Origin of the sequence: Microcystis sp. M113S1, assembly GCF_020246945.1 — a bacterium.
Taxonomy (GTDB): domain Bacteria; phylum Cyanobacteriota; class Cyanobacteriia; order Cyanobacteriales; family Microcystaceae; genus Microcystis.
This window is the reverse complement of record NZ_JADBSA010000234.1, coordinates 1-19,344: the sequence shown is the minus strand read 5'-3', so window position 1 is coordinate 19,344 and position 19,344 is coordinate 1. Positions and strand designations below refer to the sequence as shown.

10 protein-coding genes are annotated in these 19,344 nt (G+C 44.5%); 4 read left to right on the top strand and 6 right to left on the bottom strand.

Annotated features, from left to right (window positions below):
- Positions 1 to 502 precede the first annotated feature (502 nt).
- On the top strand, positions 503 to 1,747 hold the full coding sequence (gene sigC, locus IM319_RS11730; protein WP_287735722.1) for an RNA polymerase sigma factor SigC: 1,245 nt from the start codon (positions 503 to 505) through the stop codon (positions 1,745 to 1,747).
- 190 nt (positions 1,748 to 1,937) lie between these two features.
- Here the strand turns inward: sigC and IM319_RS11725 are convergent, their stop codons facing one another.
- The 6 genes from IM319_RS11725 to IM319_RS11700 all read right to left on the bottom strand — a co-directional run bounded on the left by IM319_RS11725 (position 1,938) and on the right by IM319_RS11700 (position 15,941).
- A complete protein-coding gene (locus tag IM319_RS11725) occupies positions 1,938 to 3,833 on the bottom strand; it encodes a hypothetical protein (RefSeq protein ID WP_287735721.1) in 1,896 nt (631 codons plus the stop codon).
- Positions 3,834 to 3,956: 123 nt separating this feature from the next.
- The gene (locus tag IM319_RS11720) at positions 3,957 to 6,938 is read right to left on the bottom strand and encodes a DUF6603 domain-containing protein (RefSeq protein ID WP_287735720.1); all 2,982 of its coding nucleotides are present in this window, start codon (positions 6,936 to 6,938) and stop codon (positions 3,957 to 3,959) included.
- A gap of 276 nt (positions 6,939 to 7,214) precedes the next feature.
- Positions 7,215 to 9,221 carry a hypothetical protein gene (locus IM319_RS11715; RefSeq protein WP_287735719.1) on the bottom strand — a complete coding sequence of 669 codons (2,007 nt, stop codon included), beginning with the start codon at positions 9,219 to 9,221 and terminating at the stop codon, positions 7,215 to 7,217.
- A 47-nt stretch (positions 9,222 to 9,268) separates the two neighbouring features.
- On the bottom strand, positions 9,269 to 9,463 hold the full coding sequence (locus IM319_RS11710) for a hypothetical protein (protein WP_287735718.1): 195 nt from the start codon (positions 9,461 to 9,463) through the stop codon (positions 9,269 to 9,271).
- A complete protein-coding gene (locus tag IM319_RS11705; RefSeq protein WP_287735717.1) occupies positions 9,456 to 13,886 on the bottom strand; it encodes a hypothetical protein in 4,431 nt (1,476 codons plus the stop codon). Before IM319_RS11705 ends, IM319_RS11710 begins: the two co-directional genes overlap by 8 nt.
- 816 nt (positions 13,887 to 14,702) lie before the next feature.
- Positions 14,703 to 15,941, bottom strand: coding sequence for a sulfonate ABC transporter substrate-binding protein (locus tag IM319_RS11700; protein ID WP_287735716.1), 1,239 nt, complete (start codon positions 15,939 to 15,941; stop codon positions 14,703 to 14,705).
- Positions 15,942 to 16,157: 216 nt separating this feature from the next.
- On the opposite strand from IM319_RS11700, the gene IM319_RS11695 reads away from it, so the two are divergent.
- From IM319_RS11695 to IM319_RS11685, 3 genes are all read left to right on the top strand, one after another.
- Positions 16,158 to 16,832: a cadmium resistance transporter gene (locus IM319_RS11695; protein ID WP_287686625.1), complete on the top strand. Its 675-nt coding sequence runs from the start codon at positions 16,158 to 16,160 to the stop codon at positions 16,830 to 16,832.
- A gap of 118 nt (positions 16,833 to 16,950) precedes the next feature.
- Positions 16,951 to 18,030: a sulfate ABC transporter substrate-binding protein gene (locus IM319_RS11690; RefSeq protein ID WP_287735715.1), complete on the top strand. Its 1,080-nt coding sequence runs from the start codon at positions 16,951 to 16,953 to the stop codon at positions 18,028 to 18,030.
- Between the two features lie 40 nt (positions 18,031 to 18,070).
- Complete coding sequence (locus tag IM319_RS11685; protein ID WP_287686621.1) at positions 18,071 to 19,066, top strand: PstS family phosphate ABC transporter substrate-binding protein; 996 nt, start codon at positions 18,071 to 18,073, stop codon at positions 19,064 to 19,066.
- Positions 19,067 to 19,344 lie beyond the last annotated feature (278 nt).

Genomic DNA, 19,344 nt, shown 5'->3' with positions numbered 1-19,344 from the left:
GTGGTCAACTACCTAATTTTCAGGGAAAAAGTACCTGAATTTTCCCCCTGATCACTCCCATGCCTGGTACTTTTTGATTGACAAAAAGTCTAAAAGTCTTACCCAACAAGGTTTTTAGATTTATTCAGCAGACCCTATCTAGTTATCCTTTTTCTGGTTCACTCTCCAAGGGTTTTGGTCTTTCAACCAAGATTTGGGTATGCCCTACCCTATCTGTCTGACGACAAAGATTTTTACTGGTTTTTCATTGACCGTTGTTTATCGGAACCCCTGCGCTATGTTTGACGAGGTTTTCGCTACCCTCCTTTTTTGTCTCTTATGCAGACTTTCGAGTTCCAGGGTTCAACTCAATCGAGCCATTCACTACCGCCCACTCAGGGGATTCAAACCAATTTTATTTTAACATAAAGCCGTCCTAAAAGGACGGGGCTTTAACCCAAAATTTTGGTAAACGATTTAGAAGTTTGTAATTCCTATCACAGTCGCCCCTAGAGAAGCCACCATGTCTGCTATTAATCCCTCGACGCTCGAAACTGAATTTATCTCTCCCTCTTTTTCTGTCCTAAAACTGAAGGAAAACTCGATCGACCTGGATGAAGATTTTCTCGGCAGTGATTTGGAAGATGATTTAGTATCTAGTCCCGAAAAAAGCTACAGCAACGGCACAACTACCGATTTAGTACGTTTATACCTACAAGACATTGGCAGAGTGCCTCTACTCAAACGGGACGAGGAAGTTGAACAAGCGCAACAGGTACAGCGTCATCTGTCTTTACTGAAATTATGCGCCGCCGCCGTTAAACAAGGTGATGCACAAGTACAGCAATTTGTCAAGTTAATTGAGGTTCGCGATCGGCTAACCGCTCAATTAGCCCATCGTCCCTCCCTAGAACGCTGGGCAAAAACCGCCCAAATCAGGGTATCTGAGTTAAAAAATGCTTTAAAAGCAGGAAACCAGCGTTGGGCGCACCTAGCGGGCTTAGAAGTGGGGGAATTAGAAGAAATTATTGCCCTTGGTACCTGTGCCAAAGAACAGATGATTAAGGCCAATTTACGTCTGGTGGTGTCGGTGGCCAAAAAATATCAGAATCGCGGTTTAGAATTATTGGATTTGATTCAAGAGGGAACCCTGGGTTTAGAACGCGCCGTCAAGAAATTTGATCCCACCAAAGGCTATCGTTTTAGTACCTATGCCTACTGGTGGATCCGTCAAGGAATTACAATAGCGATCGCAACTAAAAGTCAGATTATTCGCTTACCGGTTCATATTACCGAAAAACTCAACAGAATTAAGAAGGCACAACGGAAAATCTCGCAAATGCGCGGTCGCACTGCGACCGTAGAGGAAATTGCCCAAGAGTTAGCTCTGACTCCTGAAGCTGTGCGAGAATTGTTGATGACAGTGCCGCGTTCGGTTTCCTTAGAAATAAAAGTGGGTAAGGAAAAAGATACGGAATTATTAGACCTTTTGGAAACCGAAGCAGTGTCTTCAGAAAATCATTTTGTCTATGAATCTTTGCAAAGAGATATCAGAGAACTATTGGCAGATTTAACCACTCGCGAACGAGAAGTGATTGAATTGCGCTATGGTTTTCTCGATGGTAAATCCCATTCTTTAGCCGATATCGGTCGCACTTTGGAATTATCCCGGGAAAGGGTACGACAAATTGAGTTGAAAGCTTTGCAAAAACTGCGTCAATCCCAGCGACATGATCAAATTCGCGATTATTTTGAAGCGTTGAGTTAGTTAGGCTATGTGGAAAAAGTTTTTCCTGGGGGCAGGGTGTGGGGGTAGGGTGTCGGGTGTAGGGTTTTACTGATTTTGAGGGGGTCAATTACCTAATTTTCAGGGAAAAAGTCCAGGAAATTTCCCCCCGACACCCCCATATCCGGTACTTTTTGATTTCCCAAAAGCCCAAAGACATTACCCAACAACTCTAACCCCGTGCGACAAATCTAACTTTGGGCGATCCCTCAATCATGGTGGCTGCAAATTGAGCAGAAGTGAATTGGGAGGTAGATTTTAACCCTTCTTTGAGCCTGTTGGTCATTTCCTCAATATTAATTACTCCTAGATCTTGATTGCGGAAGGGAACCTCTATGTTTCCGGTTGTTTGCTTACCGTCGAGTTGTCGTAGTCCTTTAGTAATCTTAGTTCCTTTTTTAATCGAATCTACACCACAATTAACGGATGATCCCTGAAGCGCAAGGTCAAGGGTTTTGACTTCCCTGTCAAAAAAACAGAGTAAGATATTATCTGATAGCAGATCTCTTCGGAGTATGGTTAGTTTATTCTCCGGTCCGACAAAATCGGTTCCGGTTACGGGATTGACGTAACCTTCTATTTCTAAACCGGGCCAACCGGATACTACTTCTGAATTTAATAAAAAGCCAGTAATAGTTTTATCAGACTGGGTTTTGCTTTCGGGTAAACTACGACTTTGAACATCTAATCGCAAGTCTTCTTTCGTAACTCGTCCGACACTAAAAGCCCCATCTTGTAAGCAGTCAACCCAATAGGAATCTACCCAAAAGAAGCGCAAAGATTCGGGGGGAAGTAACCGCGCATCGGGAACCAGATAGTTAAAAGGAACGTTTTTGAGTAATTGTAAATCTTGGAACCAATTGGCGATCGCTGTTGGTATATCCCCGTTAGTTTCAGTTGTGCCTTTGAAAGGTAGGTGCAGCACTTGTTGCTGTCTCTGATGTAAATCTTGAGCTTTAGAGCGTTTCCAGTTAAAAATCTCAACAGCTAGGGGTTGATTTTGTAGGGTCAGCATTCGTCCTAACTGCCAAGCCATAGCGTAGGAAACATCAAACATACCCGTATTAGGATCATAACGCATCAATTGATCAGCTATAGCAACAGGAGCGGTGAGGTTATCTGAGCTTTGTCCTGTACTTAAAGGACTATGATACCAAGAAATTGTTTTATCTCCTTGTCGCAGAGCGTGGTGGAGAGGTACATAACCCAAATCTATATATTTCTTCGCTGCATCATTACCGAAGGAGGGAAGTCTGAGGGTATCGGGGTCGCGATCAATTTCTTTGAGCAGGGCATCGAAATTGTGCTTACTATTAACACAGGTAAAACTCCAACTAGCAAGACTAACTAAACGGATTAAATCGTTAGGTCTTGCACCTTGATAGTCAAATTCTCCAGAATCCTTATCATAGCGTTCTTCAAGGGCGACTAAATGAACGGTACTTACTTCCCCTTTTTTGGGTAAACGGTTGCCTAAAATAGTGGCTAAAGGTTCGCTCAGAGGTTTATCGTTCTCGTTGGTTATTTGGTTAACAGACGCAAGGAGAGCTATATCTTTTTCCGTGGGTAGAATCTTTTCTAAAATGTGTTTAGGGACATCAATTACAGTCAGGACATCTTCATCATTTTGCCCCGGCTCGTATATAAATGTGGGGAATTTAGTATTACCAGAAGTTGCTTTTAGCTCCTTTAATTTAATCGTTTGTGGTTCAGGTTTTTCTGATTCCTGAAACAGAAGGAGAGCTAACCAAGGAAGATTAGAATTTGTTGATTTGATAGTACGCTCCCAAGGCAGAGTACCGCGTTTGAGGATGATATGGGGCAAGGCATTAGAATACTCGCCCAAGTTTCCCGCAGGGGGAAAAACGGCATAAATGCTATCAGGAGTTAGGGGAGCAAACCGGTGGCCATCTACATAAAAGGTAAGCTCTTTACTGAATGTCTGCTCAGGTATTTTGTTGGAGCCTTCGGTTTTAACTTTTTGTTCAACCTCGACTGTGTAAGTACCACTATCTAGGGGAGGTTGGCGATGTTGGATGAATTGAACTTTAACTGTTGATGTGGACATGATTAATCGATTTTGTATTGTGGATTGAAGCTAGAGAGTAGGAGAGAGGGGGGGAGTTTTAGGGATTTTCTAACCCTAGAATACCCCGTTTAAATGGGCAACAGCAGACCTGCCCCACTTGAATTACGCTTTAACCTGGGGTGCAGTGACAAAAGAATTAGCCACCGAATCGGTTAATTTAACATCATCGGCTAGATTAAAGCCGAGAGATTCGAGCAGATTGTTGCGCTTCTTCTGAGTATTGGCACTAACAATGTTGTTTTTGATGGCTGTAGTTCGAGCTTCATTGTCGGTAGAAACCCTAGAAAAAGCAGTCGTTTTTTGCCAAGCGTAAACCTCATTTATGGCGGTGGTATCGTGTTGCAATTTCTCGACATCAATAATATTGGTGCTACAGACATCTTCCTTGATTTGAGGAACAATCCGGAAACCAGAGAGGGTGTTCTCGACAAATTGCTGATCATTAGCTTCAGGGAGAAGAATTCGTTCTGAGTCTTGACCCTTGACTTTAACAACTTTAACTTTAGCATCGCCCCAAAGTGCGGTTGGCACATCTTGAGTTATGGGGATAAATTGGAACTGGTTCCGAGCAACGGGTTGTGAGTTTCCTGCCTTTGTCTTCCGGGTAATTTTGATGTTGTAGCTGCTGTCGAATTGCTCCTTTTTAATGCCCATGGAACGAACGCCAAAATCGGTATTCGCATTTCTAACCGGGAGAGGTTCGGTATCTTGGGTATTTTTTTGGTAAGATGCTTTCTTGCTGGGGATAGCAGAATTAACTACTAGCTCTAACTCTTTGGGATTGACGACAAAGGCGACTTCTTTGGTTGTTGCTGGTGAGAGTTGTTTGGTGACTCCTTGATTGACAACAACACTACAAACGTCTGCACCTGTTGATGAACCTTGTGCTGTTGATTTCGCAGGGGGTAAGAAGGAACTTTGGAAACTTTCCCAATCGATAGGCTCTGGTAAGCGAGAAGATTGATCGCCAAATTCCATAGTGACTTTGACGAAGATAATTCTAAATGTGGCTGTACCGGCAAATTCTGGGCCCCACAAATGCAGTTGCACCCCTAAAGTAACTGGTCCGAGTATTCCAAAGCCGGCTTGGATTCGGATTTGTACTAGGATTTCGTAGTAGTAGGGTTTCCAAGAGATGAGGAAATGAGCCTCAGCGACAAAGTTAGCCCACAGTGTACCGAGTTTGAAATTGGCTTCTAGTCGGCCACCAGCCATGATGGCATGAGCGCACAGAGCAAAGTACATTTCTCCCTTGAGGGATAGACAATCTCCGACTTTCCATTGGAAGCCTAGACGAGGGACTGTAGGATAGTGGGCAGGTTTTGTGAATAGGGGGTGATAACCACCTAAAGTAATAACAAAATCACCGGCATGAGGGCCAGAAACCCAGAGACAGACGGCAAAGCCACCAGTTAAGCGACAATCTGGGGATAAGAGATAGCAATCTGAGGCTAATTGACCTTCTATGGAGATTACTCCTTCACTCAGAGAAAATCTGGCTCGTAGGAGCATAGTCATATTGGCAATACAGCTTGTATCTTTCGAGTCTTTTGCCGGAGTGGGAATTTTCATCTTGGCAATTCCCAACAGGTTGATCTCGAAATCATCCCCCAAGGCGACGGTTAGCAGCGCAAAGCAGTCTAACATCTGGAAGCAGGTAAACTTGAGTCCGATGGCAACAAAGCCGGAGCCGATGGATATGGGCATATATTTATCCATCTCGCCCAGTTTTTTGGTAATCAGTTCATTATCATCGGAAAATTTCTTGTCGGTGGGTTTTACTGCTTCGGCAACTAGGGGAAAATCTAGTAACTTGTCGATGGAGGGTACTTTCAGATAGCGGTTGTAGCCGAAACCCAGAGCAAATCCCGTGATAATGAAGGAGGGATCAACTACTATAGTGACGTCAAGAACGGCATATAGAAATAGGGAGGGTTCACCGTCGTAGTAGGCATAGGCACCGATGGCGCTGACACCAAAACTTTTACCTGCTAGATCAAATTTGAGTCTGGCTAAACCCAGATATTCTGTGTATTTTATGCCGTTTTTTTCTTTGTCGGCACGCAGTAAGGCCCCGCTTATTTCGATAATTGAATTTTTGTATTCTATGCCAATGCCCGATATTTTAAAGGATGGGTTTAAGTCTTCTAAGGCAATCCCGACTCCTAAATCGTCGCAAGCGAGGGTCAAACCAGCGATTTTGAGAGCAGCATCAATGACGATGCCGATTTCTGGATTGTTTGCTTTTTCCTCATATTGGAAGCCAATTTGTTTAAGTGAAAACGGTCCGAAGGTTTTGTCTATATCAAACCAAACGGCTAAGTTACTGTTGGTGACTGTTTCTTTTGCTCCACCAGGAGCTAATACTTCTTTTTCTCCTTCTGCTTGTGGACTTACTGGCAAGCTCAAAATCTTAGCAGCATCGGCTAATCCCAATTGACCTGAGAAGCTAAAACCTTTACGGACAGAGAGTTTGTCTTCGCTTTCTTGTGAACCCTTTTCTTTAGGAACTGGCATTGGGGGGATGAGTTTTTCTTCTTTTTTGTCGGGTTTGTTAGGGATTTTGTCGTTTAAAACGCGAATTTCTTTGATGCTAAAGGCTTTAGAAGCGACGACGAGTCGCAGGGACGGAACTAATTCTTCTTTACCGACTTCATCGGAGATTAAATCACCTACTACGGGAAGGGATTTTAATTTGATCTTGGTGGCGATATCTAAATCTAGGACAAACAGCCATTCTCCTTTACTTGTTTTCTGTTCTTTCCGGTAAATCACCATCAAATTTTTGAACTTGATCGATTTATCCTTGAGTCCACTTGGTAACAAGTCAGCCATGCTTGTATCTAGGGTTGCCATCAAATCATTGAGGGTGATACTGAAGGGGTCTCCTTTTTCTTTAGCTGTATAGGCGACAATGGTTTGACCTTCACTTGGTTTTTTGTCGGGTTTAGTTTCAGAGATAAACTCGATGTCTTTCCCCAGAGAAATTGTTATTTTTGGACCTTTTGCCGGTGAGTCATTTGAGGTTTTTGAAAGACCTTTTTCCAGTTCTTCTTTTAATTTGGGTTCGGTGTTTGTAGTCATCGGTTTGTTGGGGGATTTGGTTGATGAGTTTTAAGAGTGAAGAATGAATTTTTGGTTCAGATTTCTGTAATTGTAATTCTCCTTGCTTCTGGATTTTGCTAATAATGAGAGGCTCGCGTCGAGGGAGCCTCTCACCTTCCCACTAAGCATAAATACTTAGTGGGAAAATAGGCTTTTCGAGGGTAATTCTTGTTTTAATTCTCCATGTACGCAGTCTTTTAAAGCCTCTATTTCGTTCCAAGACACGATTAAGAGTGGCTTTTAGGCTAAGTATAATTACTTAAAGCAGCCAAGATACTTTCGATCGGACGAAGTTGGTAGAATAATGACAAAGTTAAAAGATGCGTCTTTACGTTCTTGAGTCTTAGCATCTCTCGTAATTACCCTAAAAGGCGAAATGCTAAGAAGATGGACTGTGCATTCTCCATCTAGTGACGTAAGCAGAACAATAGCTTTATCAACTTCCTCAGAGTTAAATGGTTCTTCAAAATTTATTTGGATCTCACCGGTGTTCTTTACGCCGATGCGAAACCCGCGGTCAATCTTGTTTCCGTAAAGGGCCATACCATCGGTATCGAATAAGACCTGCGGCTCCCACAGCAGACCCATCGGCACATCTTCTCTGAAAAAGACACCCTGTTCTTCGAAGATCCCCGGGTACATCCGCTTTATATCTTCTCTGACGTAGACGTCCGGGTACATCGGCTTTATATCGTCTCTGACAACGACTTTGCCACACAATATTCGCTCAATCGGTGTGCTATTAAGACCCACTGCCAACCCACCAGAGATGACAACAGGCTTACCATCAGGCATTGCCACTCGTTGTTTACCTTTTACCATGAGGCTCAGGTTTTGAGAGTCCTCTAAATGTAGCCCAGTGTCATTATCACCAATTGCTAGATGAATGTTAGGATTCGTAGTACCAATACCGACCTTACCACTAATAACCGCATTCCCACCATTCACATGAAGTTTAGCTGTGGGAGTTGTAGTACCAATACCGACCTTACCACTAATAACCGCATCCCCACCATTCACATGAAGTTGAGCTTGGGGATTGTCCGTACCGATGCCGACATTGCCCTTTTTATTAACTCGCACCCGCTCAAAATTATCTGTGTAAATAGCTAATTCGCCATCTCCTTGCTGCTGTAGTCCGGTGTCATTATCACCAATTGCTAGATCAATACGGGGGTCATTATTCCGAATCCCAACATTCTGCCCACTATACAAAAGTGGCGTTTTTTCGATGGGTATAACTAGCCGACCATCGGGATAGCTACCAATGTTTTGATAGTCAATATATATACAAGCTAGTCCAGAAGCACTGCTGGTCACTAAATTGCTAATTGTTAGCTCGATTCCCTGTCCTGCTATTAATTGGCTTATCGTGGGTGTAAAACTCCACTGAGGGGTATTCGCCGTATGTTCTGATACCCAATAATCATCGAGACCTGTTACGTTGATTTGAACGGCGTTTAACTGGCCAGTTCGTGCCACCAGTGCGTCTGGATGATCCCCTTGCTCAAAGCTGACAATAAACTTTGAACTTTGGTCTAATAAGAGAATCTCTCTTTCATTATTAGACAAGGGGGAATTGATCACTTTTAATATTAGAGTGTTTTTGGTAGTTCCATCGTTGAGAATCTTATTAGAACCTAACACCCGGAATTGTAAGGGAATTTTTGTTTTGCTGAGATGATTGATCACAGAAATTGCGATTCTGGAGCTTATTTCATCCTCAATATGTTTCTGGTTTTGTCCCTTCCAAACTAGCTTCTTTCCACCATACAACACTTCAACATTGCTGGTTTTAACAGTGCGATTATTAGCTGTCAGGTTCAAAAAACATATCGTAATATTGCCATCCTGACTCAACTTTAGTTCTTGTTTGTGAAGAAAATATATCGAAAAAAAGTGTTCTTCTTCGTCACAACGGAATAGCCACTGGTCACTGTCTGAACTTTGTTCTATTTGTATCTCATTAGGGTTAAGCCCTAAATCTTTTTCAAAACGGAGGTGAAAATGGCAGTTTGTCGAACTAGCTTCTTCATAATACCCCACTGATTCTTCTGATTCTTCAGAGCGACACTTGGGGTCTTTAAATGTAACTACATCGCTGCTGTCATTAAACACCTTTAAATATAACTTTAAGGGCTCATCACCATCTTTTAAATAGATGGTATTACTAATAATTGCTTCGCCATTTTCTTGGTAATAAAACAGAAACTTTAAAGGCTCTTGGCTAGAAAGTTCGTGAACATTAATGGCTTTAAGCATGATAATTACTCCTTGGAAAAAAAGAAATTGATGTATGTGGTTGAGCTTTATTCGCTGACGGTTTGGACTTCTTGAGCAAATGAATTTGTTGATTCAGGTTGCTCTAATTGGGATTCTCCTTGTCTCTGGATTTTGCCAATCAGTTGATAGACTTGGCGGTAAGGCATGGTACCCAAAGCTTCTAAAACTTGGTTGACTTCCCCCAAAGTTAATTCGAGGGAAATTTGTTTGTTTTCATTCATTAGTTTCTGTTTTTCTGGTTAATTTTAGCCAGCCATCATAGATTTTTTGTGGACTGGAGTAAACGGACTGAGAATCAAAGGGAACTAGGGGACGATTTGACCAGACAGTACCATCTTTTCCTAACCAAGACCATTCATAATTGGGTACTTCGGGAAGGGAAAGCTTGATCTGATCAAGATCATTGATTGGGTTAAGATCACTCAGAAGTGGTGCCGCTAAAAAGGTAACTTCCATCGCTTGTAAAGCAGGTACATACTGTTCCGGCGGAATAGAAATACTCTTAGCAGGAAGTAGGCCACAAGTCGCGTTAACTTGTCCACGAGGGTCGATTAACATCACTAGAGTTTGGGCTGTATTTTCCTCTAAGGTTTGCTCCAGATTCAAGGGAGTGTTAGGGGTGCGAGATTCTTCATTCTCAAACAGGGTTTTGATCTTTTCGTGGGGAACATAGCAACTTTGGGGAGCATAAAAAACGCTGTCTTTGTAAGTACCACCATCGGCTTTTTCTACCCAGTAGCCCACCAAACTATCATTAAACTGCCGATATTCACCAATACGGATGGGGAATTTGACCTTTTCAAAAGCTTGTGTGGTTCGGAATTTATTGTAGAAAAGATCGTCAGAGAAGGATATCCTGTTCTGGCTAACGGCGGGTATGCCTTGGATATCTAAATTGATGCGGGCTCGTACTAGAGCTAAAGGTCGCGACACTAGCAAGGAGATGGCTTTATGTTGAGCAAATCCTTCGGGGTCAATGGTTTGTAAGGCTGCATTGACAGTGGTGAGGAAATCAGTGATAAATGCCGGTCCTTGATCTCTCAGATACCGGACCATTTGCTTGAGATAGGGGTTAGTCTGAGTAATAATGTCCTTAATTTCCTGCTCACTGTAATCATGTCCCGGAACAGAGCGCAATGTAGCGGTGCGGTCAATCATGACTAGAGCCTTGCCCTCATGATCATAAATAGTCAGGCTGTTATCTAAGTTGTTGGGCAAAACCCAGCCACAGATTGGTTTGGTGGCGAGGGTATCATTCATTTCCTGATCTGGTTTACTGCTTTTACTGCGGCGAGTCTCCTGTGGTTGAGTGGCCGATAGCCAGCGAAAATTCAAGCGGGCGGGTTGGGCTAAACGGGGTGGCAGGTAGATGGGATGGGATGATAATACATTAGCAAAAGCTGATGGCAGTGTTAGGGGTTGGCTAGTGACAATCTCACGGCTATTGTTAGTGTCAAGCACGACATTAACCTGTCCAAAGGTATCCACAAGTCGCAAATCAGTAATTTTTAATCCTCCTAGACGAATGGGACTAAAGTCGAATCCAATTAAAGGCGATCGCAAAAGACTGTCCGGTACGAGATGAGAGCTAAGTTTTAAAGTTTTCTGCACGTTTTTCAGGAATTCTTTTGCAGGTCCAGTTGTTGGAAGTAGATTATCGTTGACATCTAACTGAATTGTCCGATTATAGGTGAGTAGCGCATCACTAAAGCCGCCGAGACTCTGGGCGAGACAGCCGTTAAGAGATTGCAGTTGTTGATAGGCCCGCAGCGCCGTAAAAAAAGGATCACTAGCTGTGGGGTTTTTCTGGTTATACCACCCTTTGACAGCGTTAAAATTCTTGACCAGGTAGTCCTCGGTTTGGTCGTCTGGGGATATATTTTGTTCTTGGTAATAGTCGGGCAACAAATACTTAGTCAAGTAATCTATAAGATTGTCCTTGAGCAACATACTAGCCGAGGAAGAAAGAAAACTAGCTCCCCTGTAAAGGTCGGGATAATTAGCAAAATGATTCGCACTTGCATCCGTCGGGGTGATTTCAAGTCCATCGACCCGCAATTGATATTTATCTTTGAAGATGTTAGTGTCGTAGTTTACACTTGGGGTGTATTTATTGTCGTCGTTCTTGGTTTGTTGACTCTTGTGTTCTAGTCCTTTCAATTGCACTTGCCATTCCAACAGGAAGGGGTTCCAAGGCTGATTTGCCCATTGACGGAAGCCAATTTTTTCTGTGGGGTTGTTGCCAAACTCGTTGAGAAATTGGACAAAAATATTTAAGGTGTTGTCAGATAAGCTCTGCAAGTCAATGGACTGAGTTAATAATTTACATTGCAGCAAACCATCTGTCCTCAAACGCTCGTCGCCACGGTTGCGAGTCGGTTTAGCGACTTCCCCAGTCATTAAAACTACGGGATCATTTGGCTGCCAATAGCGAGGCCCTGGAACGATTTTGATGGTGTAAGATGGTCGGAACAAACCGATTTTGTCTTGGTAATCCCGCTCAATTTCGGTCGGAGATAGGGGTTTTTTGTGGAAGCTAACGCTGGCAATTCGCCCCCGTAAACGATTGCTACCGGAAGAGTTAGACATTAAATAGACGGTGCCACTAAGGGGGTTATTAGCCTCTAAGTGGAGGAAAACCCACCGATTCTTAGGAATTGCTGTCCAGTTAATCGGTCCGTTTACTTGTTGTCCGTTAATGTAGATTTTTTGCCAAGTGCTGCTAATTCCATTAGCATAATTAACATAAAGGCTGGTGCTTTCTAGCTCTAAAAGGGAACCCTGAACTCCCTCTGGTATGTTTACCCACATCGAGAGGGACTGGATATTTCCTAAATCAGAGATTTTATAACTCTGATTGCCATCGAAAGATAAACACTTCAGAGCAATATCGTCATCGACTAAGGTAGAATCGCCAGTGACTTGAACTGATTTTTTGGGAGCAATTAAACGGGATTCTTTGTTAAAATTCTGAACTTCAGCAATTAGTGTGTTAATCGATCCAGCAAGTCTGCTCGCTTTTGAATTACTGTTAAAAGAGTAGTTTGGAAATTCTGGAAGATTATTAGAGACAGAGGCACTGACAATTTGATTTTGATCCTGTTCATTTTTTAGTACCTTCAAGACTCCAGCCGCTTTGATGGCATTCTCTAAGGCTGTTACCCCATATTGATTGTTATCCGCAGTGTCCTTAAGGAGCGTTTGGACTAAATCACTGTCGCTTGTTTTGTTGATAAAATTAACTGCGTTTGTTCCCAGTGTTTGTATTTTGCTTCTATCTAGCAATCTTTGATCTGGATTGACAAGAACATAAGTGGCCAGCATATACTTATACCAATCAGCATAGACTTGTTCTCGAATTGAGCCAACTTTTGCTAATTGTTGGTCGTATTCACTCTGTGCTTCGTTAACTTCACTGATGCGATCACTGATGTTGGCGGATAATGTCACCTGCATTATTCCCTCGCCTTGCACGGCATTTGCTGGGTTGGCACTTCCCGACTGGGAAATTTTGGGATCAGATTCCGGCACTACCTGCCATGATATCTCTTTACATTGGCCAGTAAAGCTGTCCTCGTGTAGTCCTTGTCGAAACTTGGGTCCAAAGTCGAGATTTTGCTGTACTAAACGCCCACTCATTTGTATGGCTTCTAGCTGCTCCTCAATCGTTTTGCGATTTTCTGTATTTGTTGTGTCCAGTTGACGAGCTACATAAGCTGCTATGGCTTCTTCTTGGTTGTTTCCTACGGCGATCGTTCCTTGGAATTTAATCGCTTGTGGGTTAGTTACAGAAGCACCAGGCGCAAAACTTAGGGAAGCATGACAGAGAAGACGATCGGGGAAACTTTGGTTATTGCCTATTTCTACTGTCCAGCCAGCTTTACTTTGCAGAGTGTCTAAAAGGCTTAAAGGATCTCTGTCTGCTAACTGTTCTTTGATAAATTTGTCAAGATAATCTTTGGTGCCGTCGCTATACCAGCCAATGACATCATATCGTAGGTCTTTGGGCGGGGTTGTGTTGGTGGTGAAGTCCCCATCATGAAAACCGAACACACTACGACAGTTAGGATAAAAACCAGCAAAGGCAATTTTTTCGTTGTCTAAGCCATCAACTGTGGCGAAGGGTCCAATAGCGGACAATTCCTTAATATATTGGGCATTTGCCGTACCTGAGCGCCATGCTCCCAATTCTAATTTACGCCCCAGAAAACGATAGGGTTGATACTCATTAGTAGCTGGATAATAGAGGATATTAATTGTATCTTCTGGTGTAGCCCCTTCAGGATACAAATAATCACTTTCTACAACCCATTTTTTTTCTGCTATATTGCTCCCACGTCGTATAATTAACCAGCGATTAGGTACAAGGGGAAAGGTGATGCCTTGTTCTCCATCTCTTGCTATACCGTTAGTCAGCGCATCCGGCAAAGACCAGTGTAGGTGAATGCCTGCTTTTAGGTTTAATTTAGGTTGTGTTAAGGGGGGTATTAACACGGTTTCGCTAATATAAGCCCTACCGCGCTTCTTTAATTCAGTACCTTTATAGTAGGGAAGCTTACTATAATCAGTCATTTCCCCCAGTACATCCGTCTTGGTGGGTAGGTAGAGGGCATCAAGGTAAACCGGAACTAGGAGTGTGGTCATAACTGTAGTATGTAGGGATGAATGAAGCAGAAGCCTAAATCGTCAGTTTTGGGAATTTTTGCTGTTCCACTGCGAAGAGGTTGGCAATGCGCCCAACCCACTTGCAGCAGTTTTAAGATTCGTTTTTTTTCTTATTTTTTGAATTGTAAGGACTCTTGATTTCTTTGTCAACACTTGTGGTATTATTTTTCTTACATTTTTCGTAATATTTTGTTATAGTTTCGTTATAACTTTTAGGATTATAGTCATTTCAATTAAGATTGAGAATATCAATCCCAGAGTTCATAAGGATTTTGTCGGTCTAGACTGTATCAGACTTAAGTAGGGTTTGCGGCAAAAAGCTTTTCCTAGGGGCAGGGTGTGGGGTGTGGGGTGTGGGGTTTCATGCTTCAAACCAACCTACGTTCATCTTATATAGCGTTTCTGATTCACAAGAGGTACATTCCCGATCCTGAACAGCTTAATCAGCAAAGGTTTAAGTGTGCCGCACAGATGCGAGAACCGCTATATTTAATTCCACCCACCCACTTATCTGAAATGACTATAAGCGAACAGTGAATAGAGTAAAGTCAATGTTTACAGGAAGTTCTAAAAAGCCAAAATCTAATCAGTATTTGAGGATTTTCAGGATTCTCAATCCAAAATCTAAAATCCAAAAACAATTCAAGTTTGTCGATGCTTTAAATTCCGCTGCTAGATAAGGACAGGCGCTCATGCAAAAGGGAGAATAATAATGATAATATCCACTAGAAACCCGATCATCGGCTATTTGGTAGCGGCATAAATCCTACCAATGCCCAAAATATTACTGTCCGGTTAATAGGTCCAATTTTGTTTCGTCTGTAGGGTGTAGGTTCCGTCGCGCACATTGACCCGATGGGGGATCAGTTTCAGGTCTCGGAAGATATTAGCTTGGTGTTGTAGGGCCGCCAGAGAGCGATCGTCGATCGGGATAATGGCACGTTCAGAGGCCCGTTGTTCGAGATTAGTGACGATCGCCGGGTCGATCTCGTGGTGAGCTGCCAAGCGTCTCGTCGCCTCTAACTCCTGTTGTTTCGCCCAAGCACCCGCCTCGTTCACCTCTTCTAAAATCACCTTCAGTACATCGGGATAATCCCGCACTAATTCGGGAACCGCATAATAATAGGTCGGCACTTCTAGAGAGGCGTTTTCCCCAAAGATGCTCTCTAGATCGGCCACCGATCTTCCTGGATAGGTGCGCGTCTCGGTGGGCGAGTAGGGAACCCACACCACCCAAGCGTCGATCTCACCGCGACGAAAAAGCACCAGTGCTTCCGGTTGAGTCGCATACACCGGTTCGATATCGCTTAATTCGAGATTCACTCTCATCAGTGCGCGGATGAGGACGTAATGGGCGCTCGAACCCCGATCGAAGGCGATTCTTTTTCCTTTTAAATCCGCCAAGGTCTGTATTGGCGAATCCTCTGGTACGAGAATCGCCTGACCTTTCGGGGCGGTATATTTTTCCTTGGCTACCCGGACGAAGACGTGTTCCGCCGCTTGGGAGAAAATACTCGCCGTACCGCCACCACCGCAGAATTCGATCGTTCCGTTGCTCAAAGCCTCGATCAGAGAGGAAGCGGCCAGAAAACTCGTCCACGTTACCGTCACCCCAAAGGGTTTTAAGCGTCTTTCGAGAAAGGCCTGGGCGCGGAGAACTTCCAGATTGGTCATGCCTTCGGGATAGCCGATCTTGAGGGTTCCTAGCCGCCGCGCTTGTTTGGCGAGGGGAGTGATATCGGAGGGGGTCGAGTGCTTGAACCAGCGATCGATCGCGATACAGAAGATAATTCCAGCGATAAATAATCCCACGGTTTCCAATAGTCGGGGAGTCGTATTCCGGGGGAATTTAAAGCTATCGACGAGGTTCAGAATCGGGTTATCCGATCGAGAATTTTGACCGACGGCGATCGTGTCGGAAAATCCAGCCAGGAGAAAGCTCCCGACCAGGCTGGTCAAAAAAAGCATCGCGGGAAGAACTGCCCGCCAATTTCGCCACGGTTTCCAGAGACACTTGATCGAACGGTGGAGCATGGGATTTCTCGCAGAAAACAAGATTTATTATCGGGAAAGGGGACAAGAGAGAAGAGTTTCCCAACTCCCTCGGCATAGCTGCCATTAGTTTTATCTACATACTATAAAAATCCACGACTCCTCGATTGTGTAACAAAGTACATTTATAAATGTATTCAAAATGATATAGTTTCAAAATGAAATTGCGCCCGCATTTGAGAGATCGAGGTGGTATGGATGGATTGGTTGATCGAAATCGTCAAAATCGCGGTGGCCACCGGCATAGCCACCACCTTCGACGACAATATTTATCTAACCGGCTTCTTTAGCGAGGTAAATCGTACCTTTCGCCCGGTTCACATTGTCGTCGGCGAGCTACTCGGGTTTACGGCCTTAGTATCGGTTAGCTTGGTCGGTTTTCTACTCGGCTTAATCATCCCGCCGATTTATATCGGTCTTCTCGGAATCCTGCCGATCCTCATCGGTGTGAGAAATTTACTGACTTTAAATCGCGATAACGAGAGGGAAACCGCAGATCGCAAGGTGAATTTGCGAAGAAACGCCCAATTTCACGGGTTCGCCTCGCGAAGACTATCCCTCGGTCAAGTCCTCAGCGATCGCCAAACCTATAAAGTTTCCGCGGTCACGATATCCAATGGCGGCAATAATCTCGGTATCTACATTCCCCTATTCGCCAATAGTACCGTGGCGCAGTTAGCCGTAATCATCCCGATCTGCTATTTAATCGTTTGTACTTGGTTATTTCTCTCCTATAATCTAACCCGCCAACCGGGGATCGCGGTTGTCCTCAGCCGTTATGCGAGTAAGCTTTTCCCTTTTGTGCTGATGTGGTTGGGACTACGGATTATTCTCGATAACGGCTCCTATCGCCTGTTGATTCCCATCGGCTAAATTAGGCCCCTGTAAAAATCGACAATCTCTGGCTCGCACGGGGGTCAGAATTGAGCAAGAGAGAATAGATCGCGATAATCGAGAACTCCTTTAGATCAACCCTATCGAGAAAATCCCGATGAATGTATCACTGTTATCAATTCGATCGCTATTTCGTCGCTTCCATTCGCTATCGCGGCGGGGATTTGTATCCTTCTTGGTATTAGGATTGCTGGGTGCGCTCGCGCTCGCTTCCTGTACGTCCAGGGAAATAGTCTCGAAACCGGAGGTGAAATTAAATCTCGTTTCCTTTTCGGTCACGAAAGCCGCTCACGACCAGATTATCCCGAAATTCGTCGATAAATGGCAAAAAGAGCATAACCAAAAAGTCATTTTCCAGCGGAGTTACGGCGGTTCCCTGGCCCAGGCCGATGACGTGATTGCGGGGAAACAAGAGGCGGACGTGGTACATCTAGCCCTACCTCTAGACGTGACGCGCATCGCCGACGCGGGGTTAGTTCATCGCAGTTGGGAAGAGCGGGTTCCGAGAAGGGGAGTGGTGAGTCGATCGGTTGCAGCGATTGTCACGCGGGCGGGAAATCCGAAAAAGATTCAATCTTGGGCGGATCTGGCTAGAGAGGACGTTACGGTTCTATCCGCCGATCCGAAAACTTCCGGGATCGCTATTTGGCAGTTATTAGCCCTCTGGGGTTCGGTGACGCAAACGGGGGGCGAACCGGAACAGGCATTGGATTTTGTCCGCCAAGTCTATGAAAAGATTCCCACCCTAGCCAGGGACGCGCGGGAAGCCAGCAATGCCTTTTTCCAAGAAGGAAAGGGGGATGTTTTAGTCACCTACGAAAACGAGGTAATTCTAGCGGCCAGAAATCAACCCGACACCAGTTACTTCGTCCCTCCGGTCAATATCTCGATCGATAATCCCGTTGCGGTGGTGGATAGAAATGTCGATAAACACGGCATGCGAGAGGTGGCCGAGGCCTTTGTCAATTTCCTCTATTCCGAGCCGGCACAACAGGAATTGGCCAAATTAGGCTATCGATCGGTCAATCCCTTTATCACGATCGCCACCGAAGCAAAATTACCTCCCGTGGAAACCCTGTTTAGCTCCCAAGATTTAGGGGGTTGGCCTTTGATCCGTAACGATTTTTTAGCGAAGGGAGCTATTTTCGACCAAATCAGAGCGAATTCTCCCACCTAAAAGCCATCAACGATATTGTTATCAATCTATCTTCAAGTCTATGAAACAATTCCGTCTTTTTTATCTAATTCCCCTCTTACTGATAGGCCACTGGATGACCGGTTGCGCCGACAGAGCGGAAAGCGGGGAACAACAAGTCAGCGTGGACGGGGGGGCCGTGGGCTTCGCCCTAGCGCTCGCCGTTGCCGAAGAATACCAAAAAGTCGCTCCCAACGCCCGAGTCGGGGTGGCCTTTAGCGGTACAGGTGGGGGATTTACCCGGCTCTGTAACGGTAGCATCGATATTGGGGTCGCTTCCCGTGTCATCCGGGAATCGGAATCGAAAGCCTGTAAGAGGGCGGGAATCGAGTACATCGAGCTACCCATGGCGCTGGACGGTCTGGCGTTGGTAGCGAACAAAAACAATAAGTTTCTCAAGTGCCTAACTCGAAAAGAGTTAAAGACACTCTGGGAGGCAGAAGCCGAAAGGAAAATCGTTACTTGGGATCAAGTTAATCCTAAATTTCCCAAAGAGAGAATTCTGTTATTCGCACCTCCTGTGGACGCGGGAACGACCGATTATTTCACCCAATCGATCACCAAGAGAAGAGGGAATATTCGGAGCGATTATACGCCCAGCTTTAACCAAAATACTCTGATTCAGGGAGTCATCGGCAATGCCAACGGATTCGCCTTTGCGGGGATCGCTTTCGTAATGCAAAATCAAGACAAGGTAAACGTGGTCGGGCTAGAAAATCTGGAGGGCAAAGAGTGTGTTAAGCCCATTCCTTTGGAGAACGTCAAGCGCAATACCTATAGTCCCCTCACTCGCCCTCTCTTTATTTACGTTAGTAAAAAAGAACTGGATAGCAAACCTTCGGTTGAACGTTTCGTGCGTTTCTTTGTGGATAATTCGTGGAAATACGTGGACAGTGTAGGCTATGTGTCGTTACCCGATCTCGCCTACGTGAAAACTCGGGAACGATTCGAGAAACGACAAACGGGATCGACCTTTATAAATGCCAAGCCCGGTGAACCGATTATCAACTTTTTCTAAGGAGGAAATAGTCAACTCTTGACATCCTCGCCGCCCTAAAAGTGCGGCGATTCCTAAACCTCACGATTTAAGTTTCTGCTTCCACCACCGTCGCATACCACAGTTAAAAAACCATGTACTGTCTTACACAGAGTCCGCAGACTTTCGCCCCATTTCAGAAGCCCGATTCCGTGTGTCCCACGGTACGTTGACCGCCTATAGCTTCTTGTACTTGTTGCGCGCGACTTTTTACCCGGCCAAGCTTTTCTGGTCGGAACCCCCTAAGCCGAGTTTTCAAG

Coding starts and splice junctions, on each gene's coding strand:
- sigC (WP_287735722.1), top strand. CDS start 503: ATGTCTGCTATTAATCCCTCGACGCTCGAAACTGAATTTATCTCTCCC.
- IM319_RS11725 (WP_287735721.1), bottom strand. CDS start 3,833: ATGTCCACATCAACAGTTAAAGTTCAATTCATCCAACATCGCCAACCT.
- IM319_RS11720 (WP_287735720.1), bottom strand. CDS start 6,938: ATGACTACAAACACCGAACCCAAATTAAAAGAAGAACTGGAAAAAGGT.
- IM319_RS11715 (WP_287735719.1), bottom strand. CDS start 9,221: ATGCTTAAAGCCATTAATGTTCACGAACTTTCTAGCCAAGAGCCTTTA.
- IM319_RS11710 (WP_287735718.1), bottom strand. CDS start 9,463: ATGAATGAAAACAAACAAATTTCCCTCGAATTAACTTTGGGGGAAGTC.
- IM319_RS11705 (WP_287735717.1), bottom strand. CDS start 13,886: ATGACCACACTCCTAGTTCCGGTTTACCTTGATGCCCTCTACCTACCC.
- IM319_RS11700 (WP_287735716.1), bottom strand. CDS start 15,941: ATGCTCCACCGTTCGATCAAGTGTCTCTGGAAACCGTGGCGAAATTGG.
- IM319_RS11695 (WP_287686625.1), top strand. CDS start 16,158: ATGGATTGGTTGATCGAAATCGTCAAAATCGCGGTGGCCACCGGCATA.
- IM319_RS11690 (WP_287735715.1), top strand. CDS start 16,951: ATGAATGTATCACTGTTATCAATTCGATCGCTATTTCGTCGCTTCCAT.
- IM319_RS11685 (WP_287686621.1), top strand. CDS start 18,071: ATGAAACAATTCCGTCTTTTTTATCTAATTCCCCTCTTACTGATAGGC.